This is a genomic window from Streptomyces alanosinicus, from assembly GCF_014650595.1.
Lineage (GTDB): Bacteria > Actinomycetota > Actinomycetes > Streptomycetales > Streptomycetaceae > Streptomyces > Streptomyces alanosinicus.
In genome coordinates this window covers 1-26,184 of sequence record NZ_BMVG01000001.1, presented here as the reverse complement: position 1 = coordinate 26,184, position 26,184 = coordinate 1, and the positions used below count along the sequence as shown (strand labels likewise).

Below are 26,184 nucleotides of genomic sequence, written 5' to 3'. Positions count from 1 at the left end.
ACAGGGCCCTGCCCTCGCCAGCCGGGCTACCGGTGAGTAGCATCCTGGTCATGGCAGACACGCAGCAGGTTGACGCGCGGGCCGAGCGCAAGGTGTCCCGGCTCGCCCACCAGATCAGCGCCTTCGCCAAGGCCCACGGCGGCGCCGAGGGCCAGGTGGCCCACATCGGCGAGCGCGGCGCCCGCATCGTCCTCGTGGGCGAGGACGGCGGCTGGGGCGACCTGGTGGCGCCCAGCACGGAGATCGCCGAGAAGGCCGTCGAGAAGTCCGGCATCACCGTCCACGAGTCCTTCGACGGCGAGTTCGCGGCGAAGGTCAAGACGGGCCCGTACGAGTGGAAGCGCATGGCCGGCATCCAGGTAGGCGGCTGACCAGCCGACCTGAAGGGGCGCGGGGCCGTATCCACGTGCAGTCCCGAACTGACCCGCGACCTTCGACCCCGTTCACCCGTTAGGCCGGTCAAGCCAGCGCACGCGGGGAGGCGGGGAGCCCGGATGATCGAAACGCCGTCCCTCGTGGACCAGTACTGCCACGGCGTGCTGCGCACGGAACTGGGCCTCGGCACCTTCGAGGCCCAGCTCGCCCGCACCGAGGGCCCACCGGCGCCCGGCACGACGCTCTTCGACACCCAGACGGGATTCGCCGTACGGCGCTGGTGCCCGCCCCTGCTCGGCCTGGAACCGCACTGCGCGCCCGCCCGCTATCTGGCCCGGCGCCGCGAACTGGGCGTCCTTGAAACGGGCCGCCGGCTTCTCCGGGGCAGCGGCATCACCACCTACCTCGTCGACACCGGCCTGCCCGGCGACCTCACCGGCCCTACCGAGATGGCCTCCACCGGCGAGGCCGAGGCGCGTGAGATCATCCGGCTCGAACTGCTCGCGGAACAGGTCGCCGACACCTCCGGCACCGTCGAGTCCTTCCTCGCCAACCTCGCCGAGTCCGTGCACGGCGCCGCCGCGAACGCGGTCGCCTTCACCTCTGTCGCGGGTCTCAGACACGGGCTCGCCCTCGCGCCCGAGCCGCCGGGGCCGGGGGAGGTGCGCGGCGCGGCGGGCCGCTGGCTGGCCGGCCGGCGGGTCGGCGGGACGCTCTCGGACCCGGTGCTGCTGCGACACCTGCTGTGGAACGCCGTCGCCTCGGGCCTGCCCCTGCAACTGCACGCCGGGCTCGGCGAGCCGGGCTCCCGCATCGACCGCACCGACCCCGTGCTGCTCACCGACTTCGTACGGGCCACGGCCGGCCTCGGCACCGATCTGATCCTGCTGCACGGCTACCCGTACCACCGCCACGCCGCCCACCTGGCCGGCGTCTTCCCGCACGTCTACACCGACTCCGGTGCCGCGCTCGTGCGCACCGGTGCCCGCGCGGCCACCGTCCTCGCCGAGATCCTGGAGCTGGCCCCCTTCGGCAAGATCCTCTTCTCCACCGGCGCCCACGGCCTGCCCGAGCTGCACGTCGTCGGCGCGCGTCTGTTCCGCGAGGCCCTCGGCCGGGTCCTCGGCACCTGGGTCGCCGAGGGCGCCTGGTCCCTGGAGGACGGCCAGCGGGTGGCCCGGATGGTCGCGGCGGGCAACGCACGCAGGGTGTACGGGCTGGACTGAGCTGTCCGGACCGGGCAGACGGCGACGACGGCCCGGACGGTGAGCCGACGGCGCCTACGCGCGCGTGCCCACCGTCACCTCGGGCGCCGGACCGGGCAGGTCCACCCCGGACGCCGGGCGTTCCCGGAGCGCCAGCAGGACCCGCAGCGCGCCGATCCACACCAGACACGAGCCGAACATGTGCAGGGCGACCAGTGCCTCGGGCAGGTGGGTGAAGTACTGGACATAGCCGATGACACCCTGACCGAGCAGGATCAGGAAGAGGTCCCGGGTGCGGTCCTGCGGGCCCTTGGGGGCGTCTACCGCCTTGAGGACGAACCACAGCGCGAACGTCAGTGTCACCACGATCCAGGCGAGCACGGCGTGCAGCTTGGCGACGGTCTCCCAGTCGATCGGGATGCGCTTGACGTCGCTGGAGTCGCCCGCGTGCGGGCCCGCGCCGGTGACGACCGTGCCGGCCGCGATCAGCAGGAGGGAGGCGACGACGAGGACCCACACCAGCTGCTGCACGGCCTTGCCGACCAGCGGCCGGGGGGCTTCGTCGCCCTCGCGGGTGCGCTGCCACATCACCCCGGCGACCGTGATCAGCGCGGTCGCGAGCAGGAAGTGCGCCGCGACGGTGTAGGGGTTGAGGCCGACGAGCACCACGATGCCGCCCAGGACGGCGTTGCTCATCACCAGCCAGAACTGTGCCCAGCCCAGCCGGGTCAGGCCACGCCGGTACGGCTTCTCGGCGCGGGCGGCGATGATCGCCCAGCCGACCGCGGCGCACAGCACGTACGTCAGCATGCGATTGCCGAACTCGATGGCGCTGTGATAGCTCAGCGCGTTCGTCGGCGTCAGCGAGCCGTCGGTGCACTCGGGCCAGGTCGGGCAGCCGAGGCCCGAGCCGGTCAGCCGGACGGCACCGCCGGTGACGACGATGACCACCGACATCACGAGCGCGGCGAGAGCCGCCCGCTGGACGGTCCCCGGTCGCGGGGTCCAGCGGTCGGCGATGAAGGCGAGCGGGTTGCGCAGGGCCGCTGCGGCGTCGGCGGCGTTCAGCTTTGGCACGCGCACCATCGTAGGCCGCCGCTTGTGCATGCGTTCACGAGGGTCCCGTGTCCGCCCCCGGCGGCTCACTCCCAGCGGAAGAACTTCCCGGCCGCGGCCAGTGCGAGGACCGCCCACACCGCGAGGATCCCCAGGTCGCCCCAGGGCATCCCGGCCCCGTGCTGGAGCACGTCCCGCAGGCCGTCGGAGAGCGCCGAGATCGGCAGCAGGCCCAGCACATGCTGCGCGGCCGGGCCGAACTTCGTCAGCGGCACGATGACCCCGCCGCCGACGAGCAGCAGCAGGAAGACCAGGTTGGCGGCGGCCAGGGTCGCCTCCGCCTTCAGCGTGCCCGCCATCAGCAGCCCGAGCCCGGAGAAGGCGGCCGTGCCGAGGACGAGGAGGAGCAGGACGGCGGCGGGGTCGCCATGCGGGGACCAGCCCAGCGCGAACGCGATCACCGTCAGCAGAATGACCTGGAGAACCTCGGTGACCAGCACGGACGCGGTCTTCGCGGCCATCAGGCCCCAGCGCGGCAGCGGCGAGGAGGCGAGCCGCTTGAGCACGCCGTAGCGCCGCTCGAAGCCGGTCGCGATGGCCTGCCCGGTGAACGCCGTGGACATCACCGCGAGGGCCAGGATGCCCGGGGCGAGGAAGTCCACCGCCTTGCCCCTGCCGGTGTCGACGATGTCCACGGAGCTGAAGAGCGCCAGCAGCAGGGTCGGGATGACGACCGTCAGCAGCAGCTGCTCGCCGTTGCGCAGCAGCATCTTGGTCTCCAGCGCCGCCTGCGCCGCGATCATGCGGGGCAGGGGCGCCGCGCCCGGCTTCGGGGAGTAGGTACCCGTGGCGGTGGTCATGAGCGCAACTCCTTGCCTGTGAGCTCCAGGCTGTGCTTTCCCGGGGGGTAACCCCCGGACCCCCGGCCGATCTCTGTGTGAGCCGGAATCATGAGCGCAACTCCTTGCCTGTGAGCTCCAGGCTGTGCTTTCCCGGGGGGCAACCCCCGGACCCCCGGCCGATCTTCGTGTGAGCCGGAATCATGAGCGCAACTCCTTGCCTGTGAGCTCCAGGCTGTGCTTTCCCGGGGGGCAACCCCCGGACCCCCGGCCGATCTCTGTGTGAGCCGGAATCATGAGCGCAACTCCTTGCCTGTGAGCTCCAGAAAAACGTCCTCCAGGGTGTGCCGTTCCACCGAGATCCGGTCCGGCATCACTCCGTGCTGGGCGCACCAGGAGGTGACCGTGGCCAGCAGCTGCGGGTCGACCTTGCCGACGACCCGGTAGCTGCCCGGGGTCAGCTCGGCGGCCGTGCAGTCGGACGGCAGCGCCTTGAGCAGGGAGCCGACGTCGAGGCCGGGGCGGCCGGTGAAGCGCAGGGTGTTCTCGGCGCCGCCCTTGCACAGCTCCTCCGGGGAGCCCTGGGCGATGACCCGGCCGCCGTCGATGATCGCGACGTCGTCGGCGAGCTGCTCGGCCTCTTCCATGTAGTGGGTGGTGAGGATCACCGAGACACCGTCGGCGCGCAGGTCCTTCACCAGGTCCCAGGTGGCCCGGCGGGCCTGCGGGTCGAGCCCGGCCGTCGGCTCGTCGAGGAACACCAGCTCCGGGCGTCCGACGACGGCCATGGCGAGCGCGAGCCGCTGCTGCTGGCCGCCGGAGAGCCGACGGTAGGAGGTACGGCCGCAGGAGCCGAGCCCCAGCCGCTCGATCAGCGCGGCCACGTCGAGGGGATGCGCGTGCAGCCTGGCCACGTGCCGCAGCATCTCGTCGGCGCGGGCGCCGGAATAGACACCGCCGGACTGGAGCATCACACCGATACGGGGCCGCAGCTCGGCGGATTGGCGTACCGGGTCGAGGCCCAGGACGCGCACCGTGCCGGAATCCGGCCTCCGGTACCCCTCGCAGGTCTCGACCGTGGTCGTCTTTCCCGCCCCGTTGGGGCCGAGGACCGCGGTCACGCCCGCCTCGGCCACCAGGTCGAGGCCGTTCACCGCGGTCTTCGTGCCGTACCGCTTCTCCAAGGCCTGGACTTGGACCACAGGCTCACTTCGCATGGATCCAGAGTCTAGGGAGACCGCTTGCCGTTCAGACGGGCGGGTGCAGGAACTCCTCCTCACGGGGACGGTGCAGGGGCAGCCAGCGCTCGGCGTAGGCCACCGCGTCCGCCACCGGGAACAGCCGTACGTCGGCCGCGCCGACCTTGCCGCGTACGACGGGCCGGTCCCGCTCGAAGTCGTGGCCCAGCTCGTCGAACCGGTCGGAGGTGATCGCGACCTCGGTCACCGTCTCCCAGCCGCCGCCCGGCGCCGGGCGGCCGACCGCCACGAGCGGCCCGGGTATCCGGTACTCCGCGAGGTGGAAGCTGGTGCAGGCGGCGTAGCCCGCGCCCAGCAGCAGGACCCGGGCGCCCAGCTTCTCCAGCCGGGCCAGCGGGCTGCGCTCACCGAGCCGGCAGTCGGTGGCGTGGCCGTCGGTGATCTCGCGCGCGCGTGCGCCGACGGCCGCGAAGGAGGTCTGCGGGTGGGCGCTGCGCAGCGCGCCGGGCCAGGTCCGCACGGTCTCCGGGATCACCCCGACCCCGCGGGTGGGGGTGAGCAGTGGGTCGTAGGCGGGCATGGTGGCCCGGATCCGGTCCCACCACTCCTCGGGCACCGGCGGGTTCGACCACACCGCCGGATCGGAGAGGTCGCCGGTCTGGCTCGGGACGACGAGCGTGCCGTCCGGGCCGAGGGCGTCGAGGAGACCCTGGACGACGGCGACCGCTGCGCCGTTGACCCAGCCGAGCGAGCTGAGCGAGGAGTGCGCCAGGAGGATCTCGCCGGTTCTGACCCCCAAGAGGCGTAGCTGTGCGGCCACGGTGTCCCGGGTGACAAGAGGGCCGGTCGGAGGGGGTGTGGGCATGGTCAGGAAGTCTTCCGGACGGACCCTCGCGGCGCCACCGAATTGCTGCTCAGAGCCCCGACGGATGATCGATCAGAAGATCGTTTCCGCAGGTCAGATTAGGTATGCCTAAGTGACGCAGCGCACCGCTCGATGATCCGGACGGCGCTTGTCAGGCTCCGAGGAATTACGCAACAATGGCGTTGTGAAAAACGTCGACGAGGCTCGGGAGACCCCCCTGGGGGCCCCGCAGGAGGAACTCGCGACCGGTGAGCGCTCCACGCGCAACCGCGTCGCGCGCTCCATCCTGGACCACGGCCCATCGACCGTCGCCGAACTCGCCGGCCGGCTGGGACTGACCCAGGCCGCCGTCCGGCGCCATCTGGACGCCCTGGTGGCCGACGACGTCGTGGAGGCGCGCGAGCAGCGCGTGTACGGCACGCGCACGCGCGGCCGTCCCGCGAAGGTCTTCGCGCTCACCGACTGCGGCCGCGACGCCTTCGACCAGTCGTACGACAAGCTGGCCGCGGACGCGCTGCGCTGGATCTCCGAGCAGGGCGGCGGCCCCGAGGCGGTCCTCGCCTTCGCCCGCGCCCGGATCGCCGCCCAGGCCAGCGCCTACCGCAAGGCGGTCGAGGCCGTCACCCCGGACAAGCGCGCCGAAGCACTGGCCAAGGCCTTGAGCGTCGACGGGTACGCTGCTACGGCGCGCAGCGCACCGGTCGGCGAGCAGCTCTGCCAGCACCACTGCCCGGTCGCCCATGTCGCGGAGCAGTTCCCGCAGCTGTGCGAGGCGGAGACGGAGATCTTCGCCGAGCTGCTGGGCACGCACGTCCAGCGACTGGCGACCATCGCGCACGGCGACGGCGTCTGCACGACGTTCATTCCCAAGACATCCACTGACGCACCTGCAAACACGGCCGGGAGGAACCCCGCATGACTCTCCCCACGGAGACTGCCCACCCTGAGCTCGAGGGCCTGGGCAAGTACGAATACGGCTGGGCCGACTCCGACGTGGCCGGTGCCTCCGCCAGGCGCGGCCTGAACGAGGATGTCGTCCGCGACATCTCCGGCAAGAAGTCCGAGCCGGAGTGGATGACCAAGCTGCGCCTCAAGGGCCTGAAGCTCTTCGAGAAGAAGCCCATGCCGAACTGGGGCTCGGACCTCTCGGGCATCGACTTCGACAACATCAAGTACTTCGTGCGCTCCACGGAGAAGCAGGCGGAGTCCTGGGAGGACCTGCCCGAGGACATCAAGAACACCTACGACAAGCTGGGCATCCCCGAGGCCGAGAAGCAGCGCCTGGTCGCCGGCGTCGCCGCCCAGTACGAGTCGGAGGTCGTCTACCACCAGATCCGCGAGGACCTGGAGGAGCAGGGTGTCATCTTCCTCGACACCGACACCGCCCTGAAGGAGCACCCGGAGCTCTTCAAGGAGTACTTCGGCACGGTCATCCCCGCCGGTGACAACAAGTTCGCGGCCCTGAACACCGCTGTGTGGTCGGGCGGCTCCTTCATCTACGTGCCGAAGGGCGTGCACGTCGAGATCCCGCTCCAGGCCTACTTCCGCATCAACACGGAGAACATGGGCCAGTTCGAGCGGACCCTGATCATCGTCGACGAGGACGCCTACGTCCACTACGTCGAGGGCTGTACCGCCCCGATCTACAAGTCGGACTCCCTGCACTCCGCGGTGGTCGAGATCATCGTGAAGAAGGGCGCCCGCTGCCGCTACACGACCATCCAGAACTGGTCGAACAACGTCTACAACCTGGTCACCAAGCGCGCCGTGGCGTACGAGGGCGCGACCATGGAGTGGATCGACGGCAACATCGGCTCCAAGGTGACGATGAAGTACCCGGCCGTCTACCTCATGGGCGAGCACGCCAAGGGCGAGACCCTGTCCATCGCCTTCGCGGGCGAGGGGCAGCACCAGGACGCCGGCTCCAAGATGGTCCACATGGCGCCGAACACGTCGTCCAACATCGTCTCCAAGTCCGTGGCGCGCGGTGGCGGCCGTACGTCCTACCGCGGTCTGGTCGAGATCGGCGAGGGCGCCGCCGGATCCAAGTCGAACGTGCTGTGCGACGCGCTGCTCGTCGACACCATCTCCCGCTCCGACACGTACCCGTACGTGGACGTCCGCGAGGACGACGTGTCCATGGGCCACGAGGCGACCGTCTCCAAGGTCTCCGAGGACCAGCTCTTCTACCTGATGAGCCGCGGTCTGAGCGAGTTCGAGGCGATGGCCATGATCGTGCGCGGCTTCGTCGAGCCCATCGCCAAGGAGCTGCCGATGGAGTACGCCCTTGAGCTCAACCGGCTGATCGAGCTCCAGATGGAGGGTGCGGTCGGCTAAACGCCCACCGCCTTCCCCATCAAGCCACTGACCTGAGAAAGCGAGCAAGACGACAGCCATGGCTGAGGCTCAGAACATCCCGGTGGGCTCCACCACCGCCGGCCAGATCGCGGTGGCCGCCGAGTCGACCGTCGCCACGCGCATGAGCGCGCCCCCGTCCTTCGACGTGGCGGACTTCCCGGTTCCGCACGGCCGCGAGGAGGAGTGGCGGTTCACCCCGCTGGAGCGGTTGCGCGGGCTGCACGACGGCACCGCCGTCGCGACCGGCGACGGCGTGAAGGTGGACGTCCAGGCGCCCGAGGGCGTGACCGTCGAGACCGTCGGCCGCGACGACGCCCGGATCGGCAAGGCCGGCACCCCGGTGGACCGCGTCGCCGCCCAGGCGTACTCGGCCTTCGAGAAGGCCGGCGTGGTCACCGTCCCCAAGGAGACGGTGCTCACCGAGCCGATCCGCATCGCCGTGCACGGTGCGGGCGGGGTCGCCTACGGCCACCAGGTCGTCGAGCTGGGAGCCTTCGCCGAGGCCGTCGTCGTCATCGACCACACCGGTGACGCCGTACTCGCCGCCAACGTCGACTACGTCCTGGGCGACGGGGCCAAGCTCACCGTCATCTCCGTCCAGGACTGGGACGACAAGGCCGTCCACGTGGCCCAGCACAACGCGCTGATCGGCCGGGACGCCACGTTCAAGTCCTTCGTGGTCACCTTCGGCGGCGACCTGGTGCGTCTGCACCCGCGCGTCGCCTACGCCGGCACCGGCGGCGAGGCCGAGCTGTTCGGGCTGTACTTCACGGACTCCGGCCAGCACCAGGAGCACCGCCTCCTGGTCGACCACAACACCCCGCACTGCAAGTCCAACGTCATGTACAAGGGCGCGCTGCAGGGCGAGAGCGCGCACGCGGTCTGGATCGGCGACGTGCTCATCGAGGCCAAGGCCGAGGGCACGGACACCTACGAGATGAACCGCAACCTGGTCCTCACGGACGGCGCGCGCGTCGACTCGGTGCCGAACCTGGAGATCGAGACCGGTGAGATCGTCGGCGCCGGCCACGCCTCCGCCACCGGCCGCTTCGACGACGAGCAGCTCTTCTACCTGATGGCCCGCGGCATCCCGGAGCACGAGGCCCGCCGTCTGGTGGTCCGCGGCTTCTTCGCCGGGCTGGTCCAGCAGATCGGTGTCACCGACATCGAGGAGCGCCTGCTCGCCAAGATCGAGGAGGAGCTGGAGGCGTCGGTCGCATGACCACCTTCGTACGCGCCTGTGGGCTGAGCGAGCTGGCCGAGGACACCCCGAAGCGGGTGGAACTCGACGGCACGCCGGTCTCGGTCGTGAAGACCGAGGGCGAGGTCTTCGCGATCTACGACGTCTGCTCCCACGCGAACGTCTCCCTCTCCGAGGGCGAGGTGGAGGACTGCCAGATCGAGTGCTGGCTGCACGGCTCCGCCTTCGACCTGCGCACCGGCAAGCCGTCCGGCCTCCCGGCCACGCGCCCCGTCCCTGTATACCCCGTAAAGATCGAAGGGGACGACGTGCTCGTCTCCCTCACCCAGGAGTCCTGAGGCACCCATGGCAACGCTTGAAATCCGAGACCTGCACGTCACCGTCGAGGCCGACAACGCCACGAAGGAGATCCTCAAGGGCGTCGACCTCACCGTGAAGCAGGGCGAGACGCACGCCATCATGGGCCCCAACGGCTCCGGCAAGTCGACCCTCGCCTACTCCCTCGCGGGTCACCCGAAGTACACGATCACCGGCGGCACCGTGCTGCTCGACGGCGAGGACGTCCTGGAGATGTCCGTCGACGAGCGCGCCCGCGCGGGCCTGTTCCTGGCGATGCAGTACCCGGTCGAGGTCCCCGGCGTCTCGGTCTCCAACTTCCTGCGCACCTCCGCCACCGCGATCCGCGGCGAGGCCCCCAAGCTGCGCACCTGGGTGAAGGAGGTCAAGGAGACCATGGAGCGTCTCAACATGGACCCGTCCTTCGCCGAGCGCAATGTGAACGAGGGCTTCTCCGGCGGTGAGAAGAAGCGCCACGAGATCCTCCAGCTCGAACTGCTCAAGCCGAAGGTCGCGATCCTCGACGAGACCGACTCGGGTCTCGACGTCGACGCGCTCCGCATCGTCTCCGAGGGCGTCAATCGCGTCCGCGAGACCGGCGAGGTCGGCACCCTGCTGATCACGCACTACACGCGCATCCTGCGCTACATCAAGCCCGACTTCGTCCACGTTTTCTCCGGCGGCCGGATCGTCGAGTCCGGCGGTGCCGAGCTCGCCGACAAGCTGGAGGACGAGGGCTACGAGGCGTACACGAAGGGTGGCGTATCCGCGTGACACAGCTGCCGGGCCTCCTCGACACCGAGGCGATCCGCAAGGACTTCCCCGTCCTGGACCGACAGGTCCACGACGGCAAGAAGCTCGTGTACCTGGACAACGCGGCGACCTCGCAGAAGCCGCGCCAGGTGCTGGACGCCCTGAGCGAGTACTACGAGCGCTACAACGCCAACGTCCACCGCGGTGTGCATGTGCTCGCCGAGGAGGCCACGGCGCTGTACGAGGGCGCGCGCGACAAGGTCGCCGAGTTCATCAACGCGCCGAGCCGCGACGAGGTGATCTTCACCAAGAACGCCTCCGAGTCGCTGAACCTCGTGGCGAACATGCTGGGCTGGGCCGACGAGCCCTACCGCGTGGACCATGAGACCGAGATAGTCATCACCGAGATGGAGCACCACTCCAACATCGTGCCGTGGCAGCTGCTCGCGCAGCGCACCGGCGCGAAGCTGAAGTGGTTCGGCCTCACCGACGACGGCCGCCTGGACCTGTCCAACATCGACGAGGTCATCACCGAGAAGACGAAGATCGTCTCCTTCGTGCTGGTGTCGAACATCCTGGGCACGGTCAACCCGGTCGAGGCCATCGTGCGCCGCGCCCAGGAGGTCGGCGCGCTGGTCTGCATCGACGCCTCCCAGGCCGCCCCGCACATGCCGCTGGACGTGCAGGCCCTGCAGGCCGACTTCGTGGCCTTCACCGGTCACAAGATGTGCGGCCCGACCGGCATCGGCGTCCTCTGGGGCCGCCAGGAACTCCTGGAGGACCTTCCGCCCTTCCTGGGCGGCGGCGAGATGATCGAGACCGTCTCGATGCACTCCTCGACGTACGCCCCGGCGCCGCACAAGTTCGAGGCGGGCACGCCCCCGATCGCGCAGGCGGTCGGCCTGGGCGCGGCGATCGACTACCTCAACGCGATCGGCATGGACAAGATCCTCGCCCATGAGCACGCGCTCACCGAGTACGCGGTCCGCCGCCTGGCCGAGGTCCCCGACCTGCGGATCATCGGCCCGACCACGGCCGAGGACCGCGGGGCGGCGATCTCCTTCACCCTGGGCGACATCCACCCGCACGACGTGGGCCAGGTACTCGACGAGCAGGGCATCGCGGTCCGCGTCGGCCACCACTGCGCGCGGCCCGTCTGCCTGCGGTACGGAATTCCTGCGACCACGCGAGCGTCGTTCTATCTGTACTCCACGCCGGCCGAGATCGACGCACTGGTCGACGGCCTGGAGCACGTACGGAACTTCTTCGGCTGAGGGGCGTGCTGAAACGGTGAAGCTGGATTCGATGTACCAGGAAGTCATCCTGGACCACTACAAGAACCCGCACGGGCGTGGTCTTCGGGATGGCGACGCCGAGGTGCACCATGTGAACCCGACGTGTGGCGACGAGATCACCCTCCGTGTGAAGTACGACGGCACGAAGATCGCGGACGTCTCGTACGAGGGCCAGGGCTGCTCGATCAGCCAGGCATCTGCTTCCGTACTCAACGAACTGCTGGTCGGCAAGGACGTGTCCGACGCGCAGAAGATCCAGGAGACCTTCCTGGAGCTGATGCAGTCCAAGGGCAGGATCGAGCCGGACGACGCGATGGAGGAGATCCTGGAGGACGCGGTCGCGTTCGCCGGTGTCTCCAAGTACCCCGCGCGGGTCAAGTGCGCCCTCCTGAGCTGGATGGCGTGGAAGGACGCGACGGCCCAGGCGCTGGGTGGCGCCGAAGCCGAAAGGAAGACCGCATGAGCGACACCGTTGAGATGAAGCCCGCCTCGGAGGAGGAAGTCCGCGAGGCCCTGTACGACGTCGTGGACCCCGAGCTGGGCATCGACGTCGTCAACCTCGGCCTGATCTACGGCATCCACATCGACGACGCGAACATCGCGACGATCGACATGACCCTGACCTCGGCGGCCTGTCCGCTGACCGACGTCATCGAGGACCAGGCCAAGTCCGCCACGGACGGCCTCGTCAACGAACTGCGCATCAACTGGGTCTGGATGCCCCCGTGGGGCCCCGACAAGATCACGGACGACGGCCGCGAGCAGCTTCGGGCGCTGGGGTTCAACGTCTGAGACAGAGCCTGCCAAAGGGCCACGGCCGATTGCCGTGGCCCTTTTGCCTGCGCACCTGCGCACGCCCCCTGGTGTACGCCTGTTTGTGTACGCCCGTACACACACGATGTGTACCCTCGTACACATGGGATACCTGACGCTCGCCGGCGCCATAGCCGCCGAGGTCGCCGCGACGACGGCGATGAAGTACAGCGAGGGCTTCAGCCGGCTCTGGCCCTCGGTCGTGACCACGCTCGGCTACCTCGTCTCCTTCGCGCTGCTCGCCCATACGCTGAAGACCGTGCAGATCGGCACGGCGTACGCGATCTGGTCCGGGGTGGGCACCGCGGCCATCGCCGTCCTCGGGCTGCTGCTGTTCGGGGAGGGGCTGAGCGCCGCCAAGGTCGGCGGGATCCTGTTGATCATCGGGGGAGTGGTCGTGCTGAACCTGGGCGGGGCGAGCCACTGATGCCCCGCCGCTACGACCCCGACCGCCGCCGGCGCCTCATCGACGCGGCGATCCGCGTGGTCGGCCGGGACGGCATCGCCGGGCTGAGCCACCGTACGGTCGCCGCCGAGGCCGATGTCCCGCTCGGCTCCACCACCTATCACTTCGCCACCCTGGAAGAGCTGATGGTGGCCGCGCTGCGGCAGGCGAACGAGAACTTCGCCCGGGTGCTGGCCGAGCGGCTGCCGGAGGACGACAGCGGTGATCTCGCCGCGGACCTCGCCCGTGCGCTGGGTGAGTGGCTGGGCGGCGAGCGCACCGGTGTGGAGCTGGAGTACGAGCTGTATCTGGCGGCGCTGCGCCGTCCCGCGCTGCGCCCCGTCGCCGCCGAGTGGACCGAGGACGCGGCGGCGCTGCTGGCCCGGCGCACCGACCCGGTCACGGCCCGCGCGCTGCTCGCGCTCATGGACGGGATCTGTCTGCAGGTGCTGCTGACGGGCGGTTCGTACGACGAGGAGTACGCGCGCGTGGCGCTCGCTCGGCTGATCCCCTGAACCCACGCCCGGCAGATGAGACGCGGTTCGCCCCGAGCGCCCCGGCCACGTTAGGTTTGCCCGCATGACCGACTCTGCTTCCCGCACCACCGGCGCCGTCGCCGCCGGCCTCGCCACCCTCACCGAAGACGGCACCGTTCTCGACACCTGGTTCCCGGCCCCCGAGCTGGCCCGGGAGCCGGGCCCCGCCGGCACCGAGCGGCTGACCGCCGAGCAGGCGGCCGAGCTGCTGGGTGAGGGCGCGCTCAAGGCGGTCGGCCCGGACCCCCGCCGCGGTGTCGAGGTGGTCGCGGTCCGCACGGTCATCTCCTCGCTGGAGGAGAAGCCGGCCGACGCGCACGACGCCTATCTGCGTCTGCACCTGCTCTCGCACCGCCTGGTCAAGCCGCACGGCCAGAGCCTGGACGGCGTCTTCGGCCTGCTCGCCAACGTCGCCTGGACCTCGCTCGGCCCGGTCGCCGTGGACGACATCGAGGAGGTGCGGCTGAACGCCCGCGCGGACGGCCTGCATCTGCAGGTCACCTCGATCGACAAGTTCCCGCGGATGACGGACTACGTCGCCCCCAAGGGCGTGCGCATCGCCGACGCCGACCGGGTCCGTCTCGGCGCGCACCTCGCCGAGGGCACCACGGTCATGCACGAGGGCTTCGTCAACTTCAACGCCGGCACGCTCGGCACCTCGATGGTCGAGGGCCGCATCTCCGCGGGTGTCGTGGTCGGCAACGGCTCCGACATCGGCGGCGGCGCCTCCACCATGGGCACCCTGTCCGGCGGCGGCAACGTCATCATCTCCATCGGTGAGCGCTGCCTGATCGGCGCCGAGGCGGGCGTCGGCATCGCGCTCGGCGACGAGTGCGTGGTCGAGGCCGGCCTGTACATCACCGCGGGCACCCGGGTCACCATGCCCGACGGCCAGATCGTCAAGGCCCGCGAGCTGAACGGCGCCTCCAACATCCTCTTCCGCCGCAACTCGGTCACCGGCAAGGTCGAGGCCCGCCCGAACAACGCGGTCTGGGGCGGCCTGAACGACATCCTGCACAGCCACAACTGACCCACGGCAGCTGACGAGAGTGCCCTCCACCGTCTGGTGGAGGGCACTCTCGTCATACGGGCGCGGCCCGGGCGAACTCCCGCAGCGCAGCGAAGTCGCCCGCGCGCAGGCCGAGTCGCGGATCGACGTGGTGGAGCAGGGCGGGCCCGGGATGACGGGCCCGGACATAGAGCGTGTCCGCCGGGCTCTGCTCGTCGTCCACCCAGGCGAACGGGCGGCCCTCGGCGTACGCCACGATCGCCTCCGTCTTCCAGTGGACGCCGTCCGGGCGCTCGGCGAACAGGCCGCTGCCGAAGTCGACGTAGGGCAGGTCGGTGGGCAGGCCGACGACCGGTGCGATCCAGACGTTCGCCTCCTCCATCCAGCTCGTCGCCCAGACCAGCTCGTAGCCGAGCCGCAGCAGCGCCGGGCCGTGCTCCGGGTTCAGCCAGACCTGCAGGGGACGCCGGTAGCCGAGGGGCACCCGGATCGTCGTATAGCCCTCGGGCCGGCGTTCCGCCTGGGCCGCGTACGGGTTGAGGGGGCCGTCGATGTCCAGGAACAGCAGGGGGCGGCTCACAAGGACACCGTACGGCAGGGCGGACGGCCGCCGATCAGGCCGCCATGAGCGTCTCGTACCGGGCCAGCAGTTCCTCGGCCGGCTCCTGGCCGGCGGGCAGCAGCGGTGCGCGCACCGGGCCTGCGGGCAGGCCCAGCCGGGTGAGGAGTGTCTTGGCGGTGACCGTGCCCGGCAGGCCCGCGCCCATCATCGCCTCGATCAACGGCGTGGCCCGCAGCTGGAGTTCGGTCGCACGGGCGGTGTCGCCCGCGTCGAAGGCGTCGAGGATCGCGGCGATGCGGCCGGGTACGGTGTTGGCCACCGTGCTGATACAGCCCGCCGCGCCGACCGCGTACAGCGCCAGTACGTGCTCGTCGCACCCCGCGTAGTACGCCAGGTCCGTGTGTGCCAGCACCTTCTGGGTGCCGAGGAAATCGTAGGAGCAGTCCTTGACGGCGACGATCCCCGGGTGCGCGGCGAGGCGGATCATCGTCTCCGGCTCGATCCGGGTGCCGGTGCGGCCCGGGATGTCGTAGAGCATCACGGGCAGGCCGCTCGCGTCGGCGACCTCACGGAAGTGCGCCTCGACCGCGTCCTGCGGCGGCCTGCTGTAGTACGGCGTCACGACCAGCACACCGTCGGCGCCCGCCGCCCCGGCCGCGCGGGCCAGTTCGACGGTGTGCCGGGTGTCGGCGGTGCCCACGCCCGCGACCAGGGACGCCCGGTCGCCGACCGCCTCCCGTACGGCCGCGATCAGCTCCGCCTTCTCGGTGTCCGAGGTGGTGGGTGATTCGCCCGTGGTCCCGCTGAGCACCAGGCCGTCGCAGCCCTCGGTGACCAGCCACGCGGCCAGCTTCCGGGCGCCGTCCAGATCGAGGGCGCCCGCCTCGGTGAACGGCGTGATCATCGCGCAGAGGGTGCGGCCGAAGGGCCGGGCGGCGGTGCGTGTACTCATGAGAGTAGTCTCGGCAACGCCTCGATGAAGCTCTACTTAATTCTCCTAAGAGATATTGCTAAGCATTGCTGATATTTCTGTGAGGCGACCGAAGGCCCTGTGTCCAACTGGCCCCCTCATGGGTCACTATGGCCCAAGGGTCACCGACGTCCGTCATGGGAGGCGCCATGAAGCTCGGCAAGGCACTGGCCACCGGAGTCGCCGAGGAGCGGCCGCTCGTCCGCGAAGAGACCGTCCGCGATGAGGCCGTCCGTGAAGAGCAGGCCCCGCTCGCCGAGGAGGCCGCCCGCGTCGAGGCGGCCGAGCCCGCCCGCGAAGAGGTTCCGGCCGCCCGATGAGACTGCGGCTCCCGGCGGAACGCCCGACGGAGCCGCCGACCGGATACAAGATCGCCCACCCGGTGCTGTCCCAGGACGGCATCCGGGCCGCCTTCACCGGTGTGTCACTCGGCGGCGCGCTGCCGTACGGCGTGCTCGACGACGCCGCCTGTGTCTACGGCAGGCGGCACCGCTCACCCGCGCGCCTGTGCGACTGCGGCTTCCACTGTGTCCATGACCGCGCGGCCGCCGAGGCCATGCTGTGCACCGCCGAGCACCGGACGGCACTCCTGCTGGAGGTCTCCGTCCTCGGCGCCTACATCCGCTTCGAGCGCGGCTTCCGCTGTGCCCGGCAGCGGGTGCGCACGGCCACCGCCGGCCCGTGCGCCTGTGGCGCCACCGCCGTCGCGCTGGCCGACGCCGGCTGGGGCAGGCCCGGTTGGCGGGCCCTCGCCCCCTCGTGCGCAGGTTGTGTGCGGGGCCGTCCGGCCGTCTCGCTCGCCGGCTTCGCCCGGCTGGCAGGGGAGGGTTTGGTGGTGAGGGCGCAGGGCGGCGGTACGTCGCTCCCGGTCGCCGGGGAACCGGGCGAAGCGGAACTCGGGGTGCCCGAACTCGTCGCGGAAGCAGCCCTGTTGCAGGCGCGCCTCGACTGGTTCCAGAGCCGGCTCGCCCGCCTCGGGGAACGCGGGACCGGGGGAGCGGGGCAGGGCTGAGGTCCGGGCCGGGGCTGAGGCCCAGGCCTCGCCCCCCTCAAAGCCTCGGGCTGAGCCGCCCGCAAGGAAAGGCCGCGCCCATGACGCGCGGAATCCCGCACCGCTCCGGCGCCAAGTCCCCCGCCGAGCTGCGGCAGCGGACACCACTGAGCCCGACGGGCCGGAGGGCCGTCCACGGTCCGCCGCCAGCCCTCACCGACAACTGAGCCCGTCTGGACAAAAAAAGTTTTCGGTGGGAGGGTGGGCGCATGCTGGACGTCACCGTGATCGAGGACCCCGAGGCCGCGGCCGTGTCGCTGGACCCCATCAGGGCCCGGCTGCTCGCCGAGCTGGCCACCGAACCCGCCTCGGCGGCGATGCTGGCCGGCAAGGTCGGACTGCCCCGGCAGAAGGTGAACTACCACCTCAAGGCGCTGGAGCGGCACGGCCTGATCGAGCTGGCCGGAGAGCGCCGCAAGGGCAATGTCACCGAGCGGCTGATGCGCGCGACCGCCGCGTCGTACGTCATCTCGCCGGCCGCCCTGCCCGCCGTACAGCCGGACCCGGACCGCTTCCGCGACCAGCTCTCCGCGCGCTGGCTGCTCGCGCTCGGCGCCCGCCTGGTGCGGGATGTCGGCGAGCTGATCACCGGCGCCGCCAAGGCCCGTAAGCGGCTGGCGACCTACGCCCTGGACGGCCAGGTCCGCTTCGCCTCCGCCGCCGACCGCGCGGCCTTCGCGCAGGAGCTGACGGCGGGCGTGAGCGCGCTGATCCGCAAGTACGACGCCCCAGGCGCCGAGGGCGGCCGCGATCACCGGATCGTCGTCGCCCTGCACCCCACGGTCAAGGCCCCCACGGTCAAGGCCCCCGCGGCCGAGGGCCCCGCGGCCGAGGGCCCCGCGGCCGAGGGCCCCGCTGTCGAGGACCGGCCCATCCCCGAATTGCCCCAGTGAGCAGGAGCACCACCATGTCCAAGGAATTCGAGATCGTCCGTGAGTTTGAGGTCGACGCGCCGCCGGAGAAGGTCTGGGAGGCCGTCACCACCGGAACCGGTGGCTATCTGTGGCCGATGGAGCCGCCCGAGCCTCGGGTCGGCGGCTCGGGACCCTTCGGATCCACCGTCACCGCCTGGGACCCGCCCCACCGCTACACCAACCGCTCCGAGGACGTCGGCTTCCCGATCCAGTCCCTGAACCAGCTCGACTACACCATCGAGCCCCGCGACGAGGGCCGCCGCTCCTGGGTGCGCTACGTCCACAGCGGCATCTTCACCGACGACTGGAACAACCAGTACGACGGCGCGAGCAAGCACACCAACTTCTATCTGCACACCCTGTGCGAGTACCTCACGCACTTCGCGCCCCGCCCGGTCACCTTCGCCCAGCTGAACGGGCCCGCGGTCTCGGCGACCCAGGAGGCGCTCGCCGCCGCGGCCCACGCCCTCGGTCTGGCGGACGACGCGGCCGCCGGCACGAAGGTCGCCGTCCAGGGGCCCGGCGGGCGGACCCTGGACGCCGTACTCGACTACCGCAACCCGTATTTCATCGGGCTGCGCACCGGCAGCGCCCTCGTCCGCTTCTTCGGGCGCGGCCACTGGGGCGCCCCGCTCGGCATCAGCGTCCACGACTTCGCGCCGGACGCCGACGCCGAGGCGAACGAGGCCGCCTGGCAGGACTGGCTGAACGGGGTCTTCAGCCGGTCCTGAGGCGGGGCGATGCTCACGGGCGGAAGCGCAGCACCTGCGGGTCGTGGTCGCTGATCTGGTCGTTGAACTCCGCGTTGACGTGCACGCTGTCGTAGTCGAAGTCGCCGGCGCACCGGATCGCCGGGCTGATCAGGATCTGGTCCAGGACCTGCTCGTTGCCCTGGTAGTCATAGGTGTAACGCTCGCTCCTCGGCAGCGACTTGATCGCCGACCACAGCTCGCCGTCCCCTTCGAGGGTCTTGGCGGTGCCGGAGAACTCGAAGTCGTTCATGTCGCCGAGCGCGACGACGTTCGCGTTCTTCTGGACCTTCAGGATGTCCTTGACGAACGCGTTCACCTCGGCCGCCTGCGCATGGCGCTGGATCTCCGAGCTGCGCGTCGGCGGCTGGTACTGCGAGGTCAGACCCTGGTCGCCGCCCTTGGAGACCAGGTGGTTGGCGATCACGAAGACCGTCTTGCCGCGGAAGACGAACTCGCCGGCCAGCGGCTTGCGGCTGTCCTTCCAGGCCGAGTTCGCCGGGTCGATCCGGCCCGGCGAGGCCGTCAGCTGGGCCTTGCCGGCCACCTTGGTGACACCGACCGCGGTGGTGGAGTCGCCGCCCGCGCGGTCCACGAAGGAGACCCGCTCGGGGTTGAAGAGGAACACCTGGCGGATGTTGCCGCCCGGCTGGCCGCCGTCCTGGTCGTTGACCGGGTTGATGGAGCGCCAGTCGTACTTCGGGCCGCCCGCCGCGACGATCGCGTCGATCAGCTTGTTGACGGTCACGCTCGCGTCGACCGTGCCGTCGTCCGTGGCACCGTTGTTGTCCTGGATCTCCTCCAGGGACACGATGTCCGGCGACTGCAGGTTGTGCACGATCGCGGCGGCGTGCTGGTCGAAGGTGGCGTCCGACGGGTCGAGGTTCTCGACGTTGTACGTCGCCATCGCCAGCTCGCGGCCGGACTGCCGGCGCGTGGTCTCCCGCTGCAGCCCGCCGCTCTTCAGCGTGCCGAGTTCGCTCGCGACCAGCGTGTAGCCGCCGAACTGGTTGAAGTCCAGCGGCCCGGTGGTGGTGCCCGCCAGGGTGTCGCCGACGTTCGCCTTCGGGAAGTCGGCGGTCGGGCCGAGCGACTGTATCTGGAGCCGGCCGGTGTTCTGCGCGTCGTAGGAGCCGTAGACCGTGCCGCCGCGGCGGTTTCGGTGCTCGTGCGGCTTCACCGTCACCCACAGCTCGCTGTAGGGGTCGGTGCCGGTGACCACGCGGGCGTCGGCGACCTGGACGTTCATGCCCTCCAGGGACTCGTAGTAGTCCAGGGCGTACGTCGAGGGGTCGAGGGTCAGGCCGTTGATCGAGCCGTTCGCGGCGGTGTCGCCGGAGGGGGTGTACTCGTCCGGCACCGCGTCCTCGTCCACGACGACCGGCGCGGGGACCGCGTTGCCCGTCGAGACGGTGGTGACCGTCGGCTTGGTGATCTCCGTCACCGACTGGTTGCCGGAGGAGGTCCCGCCCGGGACGTACTCGGAGACCGTGCCCGTCACCGTCACCGAGTCGCCGACCGCGGCCTTCGGCGCGGAGCCGGTGAAGACGAACACGCCCTCGCTGGTGCGCGGGTCGGCGTCCGGGTTCGGGTCCTGGATCCAGAAGCCCTTGGAGGAGCCGTATGCGCGGGTGGCCGTGACGATGCCGGGCACGTCCGTCACCTGCTGCCCGGCGAACGGCGAGATCCGGGTCGTGCCCTGGATGTCGTGGATGCGCACCGCGTCGGCGTGCGCGGGCGAGGTGAGGACGACAGCCGACGCGGCGGAACAGACAGCGGCGACGGTGAGCGCGGCGAGACGCGCGGAAGACCTGCTCGGCAAGGGAGATCCCTCCAGGGACATGACAAAGTGCCGGGACGAGGTGGAACGGGAACACGGGAGGGCTCGTCGCCCTCCGTGATGCGCGTAGAGCCGAGTGAACAGTTGTCCCCCCAACTTCTACGCGCGTCAATCTCCAGCTTGTGTAGGGGAGTTGTCAAGGTTTCGGCCATGTCCGGCGGCTGACGGGGAGATGAACCGGGCGGCATGGGTGGAAATCCGTCTAGGCTGAGCGGCTGAGCCCGTTCACGGTCCGAGGAGAACCAGCCGATGTCAGACAGCTCCCCCCTGCCGCCCGTACGGCTGCACCCCGAAGCGGAGCTGGCACGCGCCGCGCTGTCCACGCCGCTGCTCTCCCGCGCCGCCCGCCTCGCCCGCTGGGCCGGACCCGACACCCGTGTGGACGCCGGCGGCGGACTGGCCGAGGAGCAGCTTCCGGCCGCCGCCGAACTGCTCGCACTGGACGGGGACGACGCCGTCGCGTACGCCGCCGAGGCCTGGCGGGTCGCCGTCGACGCCGGGCTGGTCGAGATCGTGGACGAGGAGGCCGGGACCGTCCGGGCGGGCGAGGAGCTGAAACTGCTCACCGGGGGCTCTCCGGCCGAGGTGCTCGCCGTGTGGCTCGCCGCGCTGGAGACCGTCATCGCCGACGCGGGCGTCCCCGATCTGGATGATCTGGTCGGCGCCCTGGACGAGGGCGGAGAGATCGATTTCTCGTCACTCGACTGGGACCCGGAGGCCGAGGCCGACTTCCTCGACGGCGTCCTCGGCAACCTCTATCTGCTGACGGTGAGTGAGGACGGCGCCGGCGAGGGCCCGGTCCCGCTGCCCGCCCTGGCCGCCTCCATGATCGTCCCGGACGACATGGGCGAGCCCACCAACGACGTCCTGGAGCAGGTCTCCGACGCGATGATGCGCCTCGACGACCAGTTCCGGATGCTGGAGCCGGTCGGCCTGGTGGAGTACCAGCCGGTGGACGAGGCGTTGATGGCCGACGCTGACGAGGAGCCCGCGGCGCCGGTCGACGACACCGACGTCACGCGCTACGGCATGGTCCGGCTCACCCCGCTCGGTGTGTACGGACTGCGGGCCCGGCTGCTGGAGGCCGGGTTCGAGGCACCGGCCGTCGGTGAACTCGCCGACAAGGGGGCGGACGCGCTGCTCGACGGCACGGCGCGGTTCGGGCAGGCGGCGGCGCACGCCGAGACCGAGCAGTGGCTCGCCCGGCGTGAATCGCCCGATGCCGCACGGGAGTTGCTGGCCGCTGCGCGCGGCGCCGACGCCGGTGCGCCGCTGCGCCGGCTGCGCTGCCAGCAGGCCCTGTCCCTGATCGGCGCGGAGGCCGAGCCCGCCCTGCGCGAGGTGCTGGACGATCCGGAACTGGGCGGCCTGGCCCGGGTCTGGCTGACCGAGCGGGGCGCGGCCGGGGTGCCGGCGCCGTCCGAGGAGCTGGTCTTCTGGCTGACCATCGACACGGTGGCCGCGCAGCTCGCCGCCGAGGGCAACTCCGAGGAACTCCAGGCCCTGGTGGAGGGGCTGGCGGCGCAGCACGGCGGGTTCTTCTCGGCGGCCTGGCGGGTGGAGCACCCGGCCACCGCCGATGTGCTGGAGGCTATGGGCCGGCTGCACCCGGACAAGAAGGTGGCCAAGGAGGCACGGAAGGCGGCCTTCAAGGCCCGCTCCCAGCACAGCGGTTGAACGTCTCTTGAGCCGGTCATGGGGCAGTGCATACGGATTCTTGAATGAGGGCCTCTGAAGTAGGCCCTCGTTCAACTCCCGTTCAAGGCGCGGCGGGAGTGTGTGCGCCGAACGAGGTCCGCCACCCTCCACGGCACTCCCACCGTCTCAGGAGACACACCATGTCGCTCACCCGCAGGGACTTCGCCAGAACATCCGCGATCACCGGTGCCGGGATCGCCCTGGCGGGCAGCGTCGGCGCGCTCGCCTCCGCGCCGAACGCCCTCGCCGCGACGGACGGTAGCGAGAACGCCGGGACGGAGTCGGCGCACGGGGGCCACCACGGCGTCGGCTACGGCCCGCTGGTCCCCGACCCGGACGGCATCCTCGCCCTGCCCGCGGGCTTCGCCTACAAGATCATCACCTACAGCGGCAGGACCACACTGGAGTCCGGCGAGTTCACGCCGTCCCACCACGACGGCACCGCCGCCTTCGAGGGCCCCCGCGGCACCACCCTCCTCGTCAACAACCACGAGCTGGCCGGCGCCCGCGCCCAATGGCCGCACCCGGTGCCGCTCACCGAGGGCCTCGTCTACGACCCGGCGGCGGCCGGCGGCTGCACCGTCGTCGAGGTCCGCCGCGGCGGCGAGAGCGCCGAGTGGGTGGGCATCGCCGGCACCGCCACCAACTGCGCTGGCGGCAGCACCCCCTGGGGCACGTGGCTGACCTGCGAGGAGACCGAGGACAAGGCCGGCAAGAACGGCTTCACCAAGGATCACGGCTACGTCTTCGAGGTCGACCCCGAGGACCGTCACGCCAACCGCGACCCCAAGCCGGTCAAGGCCCTCGGCCGCTACGCCCACGAGGCCGTCGTCGTCGACCCGAGGCGCGGCCACCTCTACCTCACCGAGGACGCGGCGGGCCCCAACGGCCTGCTGTACCGCTGGACCCCGCCGCAGGGCTTCCGGCACGGCCGCGGCCGGCTGCGCACCCTCGCCGACGACGCGGGCGTGCTCCAGGCCTTCAGGTGCTTCGACTCCGGCGGCACGTTCGTGGACGACCTCTCCCGCGCCACGCGGATCGGCACCGTCTACGGCGTCGACTGGGCGGACGTCCCCGACCGCGACGCGCGGACCGTCTCGGTGCGCAAGCAGTTCACCGACGGCCAGATCACCCGGGCCCGCAAGCTGGAGGGCATGTGGTGGGGCGACGGCGGTGCCTACATCGTCTCCTCCTACGCCCGTGCGGAGAGCCCGGTCCAGCACGACGGCCAGGTCTGGTTCTACGACCCGTCGCGCCGCACGCTGACGTTGAAGGTCCTGCTCGGCGTGAACCCCGACCCGTCGAAGGACGGCGCCTTCGACGGCCCGGACAACATCACCGTCTCCCCCTACGGCGGCCTCGTCATCGCCGAGGACGGCGAGGGCGTCCAGCACCTGTTCGGCGCCACCGAGAGCGGCCGCACCTACCCGATCGCCCGCAACGAGCTGAACATCGGTACCGCGGACGCCCCGGAGTACGGTGAGTTCACCGGTGTCACCTTCTCCCCGGACGGCCGCACCCTGTTCGCGAACATCCAGACCCCCGGCATCATGCTGGCCATCACGGGACCGTGGAAGCGGCACAAGCGGTAACTAATTCGCTCGCATCGCCGATGCTGCGCCTCCTACAGTGAGATCACAACGTCACGCACCTCCCGGTGCGATGGCAGCGGCTCCTTCCCTTTCCAGGAACGAAACAACGGCCGCAGCCGACTTGATCTCGGGAGGCGCAGCTCATGGTGGGTGTCCGGTGCGCAGGCAGCGGTTACTTCATCGGATCGGATGGTTGCGGGTTCGAATCCCGTCATCGACCTCGGGTCGATGTAGCTCAAGGGCAGAGCATCTGACAAAAGTCCGTCGCCGACCCCTGACCTCGGACACCTTCCTTTTGCTGCGCCTCCCTCCGAAACGCATCTGAATTCGGGGGAATTCACCATGGCGCGGTTCAACACGCGTGCCACGAAGGCCCAGGCGGCCTCGCCCGTCACCACCACCGGCCGCACCCTGCGGACGTACGAGGGCGGCCCGGGCCAGGAGCGCGAGTCGCGTTCCGAGCTCTTCCTGCTCGCGGTCTCCAACCTCGTCACACAGAACACCTTTTACGAGTCCGGCACCGATCGCGACGAGCGGTTCGCCCGGCTCGTGCGCGATCTCGCCGTCAGCGACCCGGACTGGACGGCCGGACTGCTCGGCTGGCTGCGTGGTGAGGGGCAGCTGCGGACGGCGTCGATCGTGGGCGCCGCCGAGTACGTGCACGCCCGGCTGGCGGCCGGCGCCACCGACGGCCCGTCGAACCGGCAGGTCGTCGACTCCGTTCTCCAGCGCCCGGACGAGCCCGGCGAGTTGCTCGGGTACTGGACCTCCGTCCACGGCCGCGCCGTCCCCAAGCCCGTCAAGCGCGGGGTCGCCGACGCCGTACGACGGCTCTACCACGCCAGGTCGCTGCTGAAGTACGACACCGCGTCCAAGGGTTACCGCTTCGGCGACATCCTCAACCTCGTGCACGCGGCACCGGACCCGGACAAGCCGTGGCAGGGCGAGCTGTTCCGGTACGCGCTCGACCGGCGGCACAACCCCGACACCGCCGTACCGCCCGCATCGCTGCCGGTGCTCTGCGCGCACCGGGAGCTGATGGCGCTGCCGGTGGCGGAGCGGCGGGCGGCCGTCACCGCACCCGGCGGCGCCGAGCGGCTCGCGGCGGCCGGCATCACCTGGGAGGCGCTGGCCGGCTGGCTCCAGGGCCCGATGGACAAGGCGGCCTGGGAGGCCGTGATCCCCTCCATGGGCGCGATGGCGCTGGTCCGCAACCTGCGCAACTTCGACGAGGCGGGCGTCTCGGACGAGGTCGCCGCCCAGGTCGCGGCGAAGATCAGCGACCCGGAGCAGGTGGCGCGCTCGCGGCAGTTCCCGTTCCGCTACCTGGCCGCGTACCGGCACGCGCCCTCGCTGCGCTGGTCGTACCCGCTGGAGCAGGCGCTCGGCCACTCGCTGGCCGATGTGCCCGCGCTGCCCGGCCGGACGCTGGTCCTGGTCGACCGGTCGGGCTCGATGTTCTGGTCGCAGGTCGCGGAGCGCTCGCAGCTCAACCGGGCCGACGCGGCGGCGATCTTCGGCACGGCGCTCGCGCTGCGGGCGGCCGACGCCGACCTCGTCGAGTTCGGCACGAACAGCAACAAGGTGCCGTTCCGCAAGGGGGAGTCGGTGCTGAGAATCCTGGAGCGTTTCGGCGACCTGGGCGGCACCGACACCACCGACGCGGTGCGCCGGCACTACAAGAAGCACGACCGGGTGCTGATCGTCACCGACGAGCAGTACGCCCCGAACCGGCACGGCGACCCGACTGCCCAGATCCCGGCGCACGTGCCCGTCTACACCTGGAACCTGGAAGGCTACCGGGCGGGCCACGGACCGTCCGGAAGCGGGAACCGGCACACCTTCGGGGGCCTGACCGACGCCGCTTTCCGGATGGTGCCGCTGCTGGAGGCGGCCCGCGACACCCGGTGGCCGTGGCAGGCCTGAGCGGCATCCGGTGCCGGGCGCGCCGGCCTCACGGCCGACACGGCGCGCGCCCGGCCGTAGATCGCACATTCCTACGATCCGTGCGTCTACTCTCACTCTGAGTAGCCAGCCAGTCTTCACGCTCAGGTGAGAAAGGTTCAAACCATGCGCAAGTTCCAGCGCGCCGCACTCGTGGCCGCAGTGGTCGCGGGGCTGTCCTCCTACGGCGTCGGCGTCGGCTTCGCGGACGACGACAACGACGGTCAGCACCCGATCACCGCGGTGGCTTCCTCGCAGGCCAACGCCGTGGTCGTGGTGGGCCATGAGCAGGAGGGGGCGAAGCCGGGCCACGACGAGGAGGGCACCAAGCCCGGCCATGAGCAGGAGGGCTCCAAGCCGGGCCATGAGCAGGAGGGCACCAAACCTGGGCATGACGAGCAGGGGTCCCAGTCCGGGGACGATCAAGAGGGGTCGAAACCGGGCCATGAGCAGCAGGGCTCGAAGCCGGGGCATGACGAGGAGGGGTCCCAGTCCGGTGACGATCAAGAGGGGTCGAAACCGGGCCATGAGCAGCAGGGCTCGAAGCCGGGGCATGACGAGGAGGGGTCCCAGTCCGGT

Annotated in this window: 28 protein-coding genes and 1 pseudogene; 22 read left to right on the top strand and 7 right to left on the bottom strand. The window is 70.7% G+C overall.

The genetic code is table 11. The annotated features are described in order from the left end of the window. The first annotated feature begins 50 nt into the window (after nucleotides 1-50). Both IE277_RS00140 and IE277_RS00135 read left to right on the top strand, forming a co-directional pair. The gene (locus IE277_RS00140; protein ID WP_189947242.1) at nucleotides 51-371 is read left to right on the top strand and encodes a hypothetical protein; all 321 of its coding nucleotides are present in this window, start codon (nucleotides 51-53) and stop codon (nucleotides 369-371) included. Between the two features lie 123 nt (nucleotides 372-494). Beyond that, nucleotides 495-1,601, top strand: a complete 1,107-nt coding sequence (locus IE277_RS00135) for an amidohydrolase family protein (protein ID WP_189947241.1) — start codon at nucleotides 495-497, stop codon at nucleotides 1,599-1,601. 54 nt (nucleotides 1,602-1,655) lie between these two features. Here the strand turns inward: IE277_RS00135 and IE277_RS00130 are convergent, their stop codons facing one another. The 4 genes from IE277_RS00130 to IE277_RS00115 form a co-directional block, all read right to left on the bottom strand. Then, nucleotides 1,656-2,666: a COX15/CtaA family protein gene (locus IE277_RS00130; RefSeq protein WP_189947238.1), complete on the bottom strand. Its 1,011-nt coding sequence runs from the start codon at nucleotides 2,664-2,666 to the stop codon at nucleotides 1,656-1,658. A 56-nt stretch (nucleotides 2,667-2,722) separates the two neighbouring features. Continuing rightward, nucleotides 2,723-3,496, bottom strand: coding sequence for an ABC transporter permease (locus tag IE277_RS00125; protein WP_189947237.1), 774 nt, complete (start codon nucleotides 3,494-3,496; stop codon nucleotides 2,723-2,725). Between the two features lie 272 nt (nucleotides 3,497-3,768). Further along, the gene (locus tag IE277_RS00120) at nucleotides 3,769-4,692 is read right to left on the bottom strand and encodes an ABC transporter ATP-binding protein (RefSeq protein ID WP_189947235.1); all 924 of its coding nucleotides are present in this window, start codon (nucleotides 4,690-4,692) and stop codon (nucleotides 3,769-3,771) included. A 31-nt stretch (nucleotides 4,693-4,723) separates the two neighbouring features. Then, on the bottom strand, nucleotides 4,724-5,539 hold the full coding sequence (locus IE277_RS00115; protein ID WP_189947233.1) for an AAC(3) family N-acetyltransferase: 816 nt from the start codon (nucleotides 5,537-5,539) through the stop codon (nucleotides 4,724-4,726). Nucleotides 5,540-5,723: 184 nt separating this feature from the next. On the opposite strand from IE277_RS00115, the gene IE277_RS00110 reads away from it, so the two are divergent. The 11 genes from IE277_RS00110 (at nucleotide 5,724) to dapD (ending at nucleotide 14,306) form a co-directional block, all read left to right on the top strand. Continuing rightward, entirely contained in the window at nucleotides 5,724-6,458 is a 735-nt protein-coding gene (locus tag IE277_RS00110; protein WP_189947231.1) for a helix-turn-helix transcriptional regulator, read from the top strand. Further along, nucleotides 6,455-7,876, top strand: coding sequence for a Fe-S cluster assembly protein SufB (gene sufB, locus IE277_RS00105; protein WP_133922277.1), 1,422 nt, complete (start codon nucleotides 6,455-6,457; stop codon nucleotides 7,874-7,876). Before IE277_RS00110 ends, sufB begins: the two co-directional genes overlap by 4 nt. Before the next feature lie 58 nt (nucleotides 7,877-7,934). Further along, nucleotides 7,935-9,119 carry a Fe-S cluster assembly protein SufD gene (sufD, locus tag IE277_RS00100; RefSeq protein WP_189947229.1) on the top strand — a complete coding sequence of 395 codons (1,185 nt, stop codon included), beginning with the start codon at nucleotides 7,935-7,937 and terminating at the stop codon, nucleotides 9,117-9,119. Further along, nucleotides 9,116-9,436, top strand: coding sequence for a non-heme iron oxygenase ferredoxin subunit (locus IE277_RS00095; protein WP_189947227.1), 321 nt, complete (start codon nucleotides 9,116-9,118; stop codon nucleotides 9,434-9,436). The genes sufD and IE277_RS00095 overlap by 4 nt, the downstream gene beginning before the upstream one ends. 7 nt (nucleotides 9,437-9,443) lie before the next feature. Then, nucleotides 9,444-10,208: a Fe-S cluster assembly ATPase SufC gene (gene sufC / locus IE277_RS00090; protein WP_189947225.1), complete on the top strand. Its 765-nt coding sequence runs from the start codon at nucleotides 9,444-9,446 to the stop codon at nucleotides 10,206-10,208. Further along, the gene (locus IE277_RS00085; RefSeq protein ID WP_189947224.1) at nucleotides 10,205-11,461 is read left to right on the top strand and encodes a cysteine desulfurase; all 1,257 of its coding nucleotides are present in this window, start codon (nucleotides 10,205-10,207) and stop codon (nucleotides 11,459-11,461) included. The genes sufC and IE277_RS00085 overlap by 4 nt, the downstream gene beginning before the upstream one ends. Nucleotides 11,462-11,477: 16 nt before the next feature. Then, a complete protein-coding gene (gene sufU, locus IE277_RS00080) occupies nucleotides 11,478-11,945 on the top strand; it encodes a Fe-S cluster assembly sulfur transfer protein SufU (protein WP_189947223.1) in 468 nt (155 codons plus the stop codon). Then, the gene (locus IE277_RS00075; RefSeq protein ID WP_055636909.1) at nucleotides 11,942-12,274 is read left to right on the top strand and encodes a metal-sulfur cluster assembly factor; all 333 of its coding nucleotides are present in this window, start codon (nucleotides 11,942-11,944) and stop codon (nucleotides 12,272-12,274) included. Before sufU ends, IE277_RS00075 begins: the two co-directional genes overlap by 4 nt. Nucleotides 12,275-12,398: 124 nt before the next feature. Next, nucleotides 12,399-12,722, top strand: coding sequence for a DMT family transporter (locus IE277_RS00070; protein WP_189947222.1), 324 nt, complete (start codon nucleotides 12,399-12,401; stop codon nucleotides 12,720-12,722). Further along, nucleotides 12,722-13,255 carry a TetR/AcrR family transcriptional regulator gene (locus IE277_RS00065; protein WP_189947221.1) on the top strand — a complete coding sequence of 178 codons (534 nt, stop codon included), beginning with the start codon at nucleotides 12,722-12,724 and terminating at the stop codon, nucleotides 13,253-13,255. The genes IE277_RS00070 and IE277_RS00065 overlap by 1 nt, the downstream gene beginning before the upstream one ends. A gap of 64 nt (nucleotides 13,256-13,319) precedes the next feature. After that, nucleotides 13,320-14,306 (top strand): 2,3,4,5-tetrahydropyridine-2,6-dicarboxylate N-succinyltransferase, encoded by a 987-nt coding sequence (dapD, locus tag IE277_RS00060; protein WP_189947220.1) that lies wholly within the window; start codon nucleotides 13,320-13,322, stop codon nucleotides 14,304-14,306. Nucleotides 14,307-14,358: 52 nt separating this feature from the next. On the opposite strand, the gene IE277_RS00055 is transcribed toward dapD, so the two are convergent. Together IE277_RS00055 and dapA are read right to left on the bottom strand one after the other, a co-directional pair. Beyond that, nucleotides 14,359-14,865, bottom strand: coding sequence for an HAD domain-containing protein (locus IE277_RS00055; protein ID WP_189947219.1), 507 nt, complete (start codon nucleotides 14,863-14,865; stop codon nucleotides 14,359-14,361). Between the two features lie 34 nt (nucleotides 14,866-14,899). After that, entirely contained in the window at nucleotides 14,900-15,799 is a 900-nt protein-coding gene (gene dapA / locus IE277_RS00050) for a 4-hydroxy-tetrahydrodipicolinate synthase (RefSeq protein ID WP_189947218.1), read from the bottom strand. 167 nt (nucleotides 15,800-15,966) lie between these two features. Between dapA and IE277_RS00045 the strand changes: the two genes are divergently transcribed. The 5 genes from IE277_RS00045 to IE277_RS00030 all read left to right on the top strand — a co-directional run bounded on the left by IE277_RS00045 (nucleotide 15,967) and on the right by IE277_RS00030 (nucleotide 18,513). Beyond that, nucleotides 15,967-16,137 carry a hypothetical protein gene (locus IE277_RS00045; RefSeq protein WP_189947217.1) on the top strand — a complete coding sequence of 57 codons (171 nt, stop codon included), beginning with the start codon at nucleotides 15,967-15,969 and terminating at the stop codon, nucleotides 16,135-16,137. Beyond that, the gene (locus tag IE277_RS00040; RefSeq protein WP_189947215.1) at nucleotides 16,134-16,829 is read left to right on the top strand and encodes a hypothetical protein; all 696 of its coding nucleotides are present in this window, start codon (nucleotides 16,134-16,136) and stop codon (nucleotides 16,827-16,829) included. The genes IE277_RS00045 and IE277_RS00040 overlap by 4 nt, the downstream gene beginning before the upstream one ends. An 80-nt stretch (nucleotides 16,830-16,909) precedes the next feature. Next, nucleotides 16,910-17,035, top strand: a complete 126-nt coding sequence (locus tag IE277_RS48715; RefSeq protein WP_268252134.1) for a hypothetical protein — start codon at nucleotides 16,910-16,912, stop codon at nucleotides 17,033-17,035. Nucleotides 17,036-17,077: 42 nt separating this feature from the next. Next, nucleotides 17,078-17,761, top strand: coding sequence for an ArsR/SmtB family transcription factor (locus tag IE277_RS00035; protein WP_189947212.1), 684 nt, complete (start codon nucleotides 17,078-17,080; stop codon nucleotides 17,759-17,761). A gap of 14 nt (nucleotides 17,762-17,775) precedes the next feature. Then, entirely contained in the window at nucleotides 17,776-18,513 is a 738-nt protein-coding gene (locus IE277_RS00030) for an SRPBCC family protein (RefSeq protein WP_189947210.1), read from the top strand. A gap of 13 nt (nucleotides 18,514-18,526) precedes the next feature. Here the strand turns inward: IE277_RS00030 and IE277_RS00025 are convergent, their stop codons facing one another. Beyond that, nucleotides 18,527-20,353 carry a DUF8508 domain-containing protein gene (locus tag IE277_RS00025; protein ID WP_189947208.1) on the bottom strand — a complete coding sequence of 609 codons (1,827 nt, stop codon included), beginning with the start codon at nucleotides 20,351-20,353 and terminating at the stop codon, nucleotides 18,527-18,529. Between the two features lie 267 nt (nucleotides 20,354-20,620). Here IE277_RS00025 and IE277_RS00020 point away from each other — a divergent pair, with 267 nt between their 5' ends. From IE277_RS00020 to IE277_RS00005, 4 genes and pseudogenes are all read left to right on the top strand, one after another. Then, nucleotides 20,621-22,048, top strand: a complete 1,428-nt coding sequence (locus tag IE277_RS00020) for a hypothetical protein (protein WP_189947206.1) — start codon at nucleotides 20,621-20,623, stop codon at nucleotides 22,046-22,048. A gap of 161 nt (nucleotides 22,049-22,209) precedes the next feature. Further along, nucleotides 22,210-23,661, top strand: coding sequence for an alkaline phosphatase PhoX (locus tag IE277_RS00015; protein ID WP_189947204.1), 1,452 nt, complete (start codon nucleotides 22,210-22,212; stop codon nucleotides 23,659-23,661). Between the two features lie 342 nt (nucleotides 23,662-24,003). Further along, complete coding sequence (locus IE277_RS00010) at nucleotides 24,004-25,587, top strand: TROVE domain-containing protein (RefSeq protein ID WP_189947202.1); 1,584 nt, start codon at nucleotides 24,004-24,006, stop codon at nucleotides 25,585-25,587. A gap of 144 nt (nucleotides 25,588-25,731) precedes the next feature. After that, a pseudogene (locus IE277_RS00005) lies at nucleotides 25,732-26,184 on the top strand (hypothetical protein); the annotation flags it as partial.

Coding starts and splice junctions, on each gene's coding strand:
- IE277_RS00070 (WP_189947222.1), top strand. CDS start 12,399: ATGGGATACCTGACGCTCGCCGGCGCCATAGCCGCCGAGGTCGCCGCG.
- IE277_RS00125 (WP_189947237.1), bottom strand. CDS start 3,496: ATGACCACCGCCACGGGTACCTACTCCCCGAAGCCGGGCGCGGCGCCC.
- sufB (WP_133922277.1), top strand. CDS start 6,455: ATGACTCTCCCCACGGAGACTGCCCACCCTGAGCTCGAGGGCCTGGGC.
- IE277_RS00075 (WP_055636909.1), top strand. CDS start 11,942: ATGAGCGACACCGTTGAGATGAAGCCCGCCTCGGAGGAGGAAGTCCGC.
- IE277_RS00065 (WP_189947221.1), top strand. CDS start 12,722: ATGCCCCGCCGCTACGACCCCGACCGCCGCCGGCGCCTCATCGACGCG.
- IE277_RS00130 (WP_189947238.1), bottom strand. CDS start 2,666: ATGGTGCGCGTGCCAAAGCTGAACGCCGCCGACGCCGCAGCGGCCCTG.
- sufC (WP_189947225.1), top strand. CDS start 9,444: ATGGCAACGCTTGAAATCCGAGACCTGCACGTCACCGTCGAGGCCGAC.
- dapA (WP_189947218.1), bottom strand. CDS start 15,799: ATGAGTACACGCACCGCCGCCCGGCCCTTCGGCCGCACCCTCTGCGCG.
- IE277_RS00045 (WP_189947217.1), top strand. CDS start 15,967: ATGAAGCTCGGCAAGGCACTGGCCACCGGAGTCGCCGAGGAGCGGCCG.
- IE277_RS00020 (WP_189947206.1), top strand. CDS start 20,621: ATGTCAGACAGCTCCCCCCTGCCGCCCGTACGGCTGCACCCCGAAGCG.
- IE277_RS00135 (WP_189947241.1), top strand. CDS start 495: ATGATCGAAACGCCGTCCCTCGTGGACCAGTACTGCCACGGCGTGCTG.
- IE277_RS48715 (WP_268252134.1), top strand. CDS start 16,910: ATGACGCGCGGAATCCCGCACCGCTCCGGCGCCAAGTCCCCCGCCGAG.
- IE277_RS00035 (WP_189947212.1), top strand. CDS start 17,078: ATGCTGGACGTCACCGTGATCGAGGACCCCGAGGCCGCGGCCGTGTCG.
- IE277_RS00010 (WP_189947202.1), top strand. CDS start 24,004: ATGGCGCGGTTCAACACGCGTGCCACGAAGGCCCAGGCGGCCTCGCCC.
- dapD (WP_189947220.1), top strand. CDS start 13,320: ATGACCGACTCTGCTTCCCGCACCACCGGCGCCGTCGCCGCCGGCCTC.
- IE277_RS00115 (WP_189947233.1), bottom strand. CDS start 5,539: ATGCCCACACCCCCTCCGACCGGCCCTCTTGTCACCCGGGACACCGTG.
- IE277_RS00095 (WP_189947227.1), top strand. CDS start 9,116: ATGACCACCTTCGTACGCGCCTGTGGGCTGAGCGAGCTGGCCGAGGAC.
- sufD (WP_189947229.1), top strand. CDS start 7,935: ATGGCTGAGGCTCAGAACATCCCGGTGGGCTCCACCACCGCCGGCCAG.
- IE277_RS00030 (WP_189947210.1), top strand. CDS start 17,776: ATGTCCAAGGAATTCGAGATCGTCCGTGAGTTTGAGGTCGACGCGCCG.
- IE277_RS00120 (WP_189947235.1), bottom strand. CDS start 4,692: ATGCGAAGTGAGCCTGTGGTCCAAGTCCAGGCCTTGGAGAAGCGGTAC.
- IE277_RS00015 (WP_189947204.1), top strand. CDS start 22,210: ATGTCGCTCACCCGCAGGGACTTCGCCAGAACATCCGCGATCACCGGT.
- IE277_RS00040 (WP_189947215.1), top strand. CDS start 16,134: ATGAGACTGCGGCTCCCGGCGGAACGCCCGACGGAGCCGCCGACCGGA.
- IE277_RS00140 (WP_189947242.1), top strand. CDS start 51: ATGGCAGACACGCAGCAGGTTGACGCGCGGGCCGAGCGCAAGGTGTCC.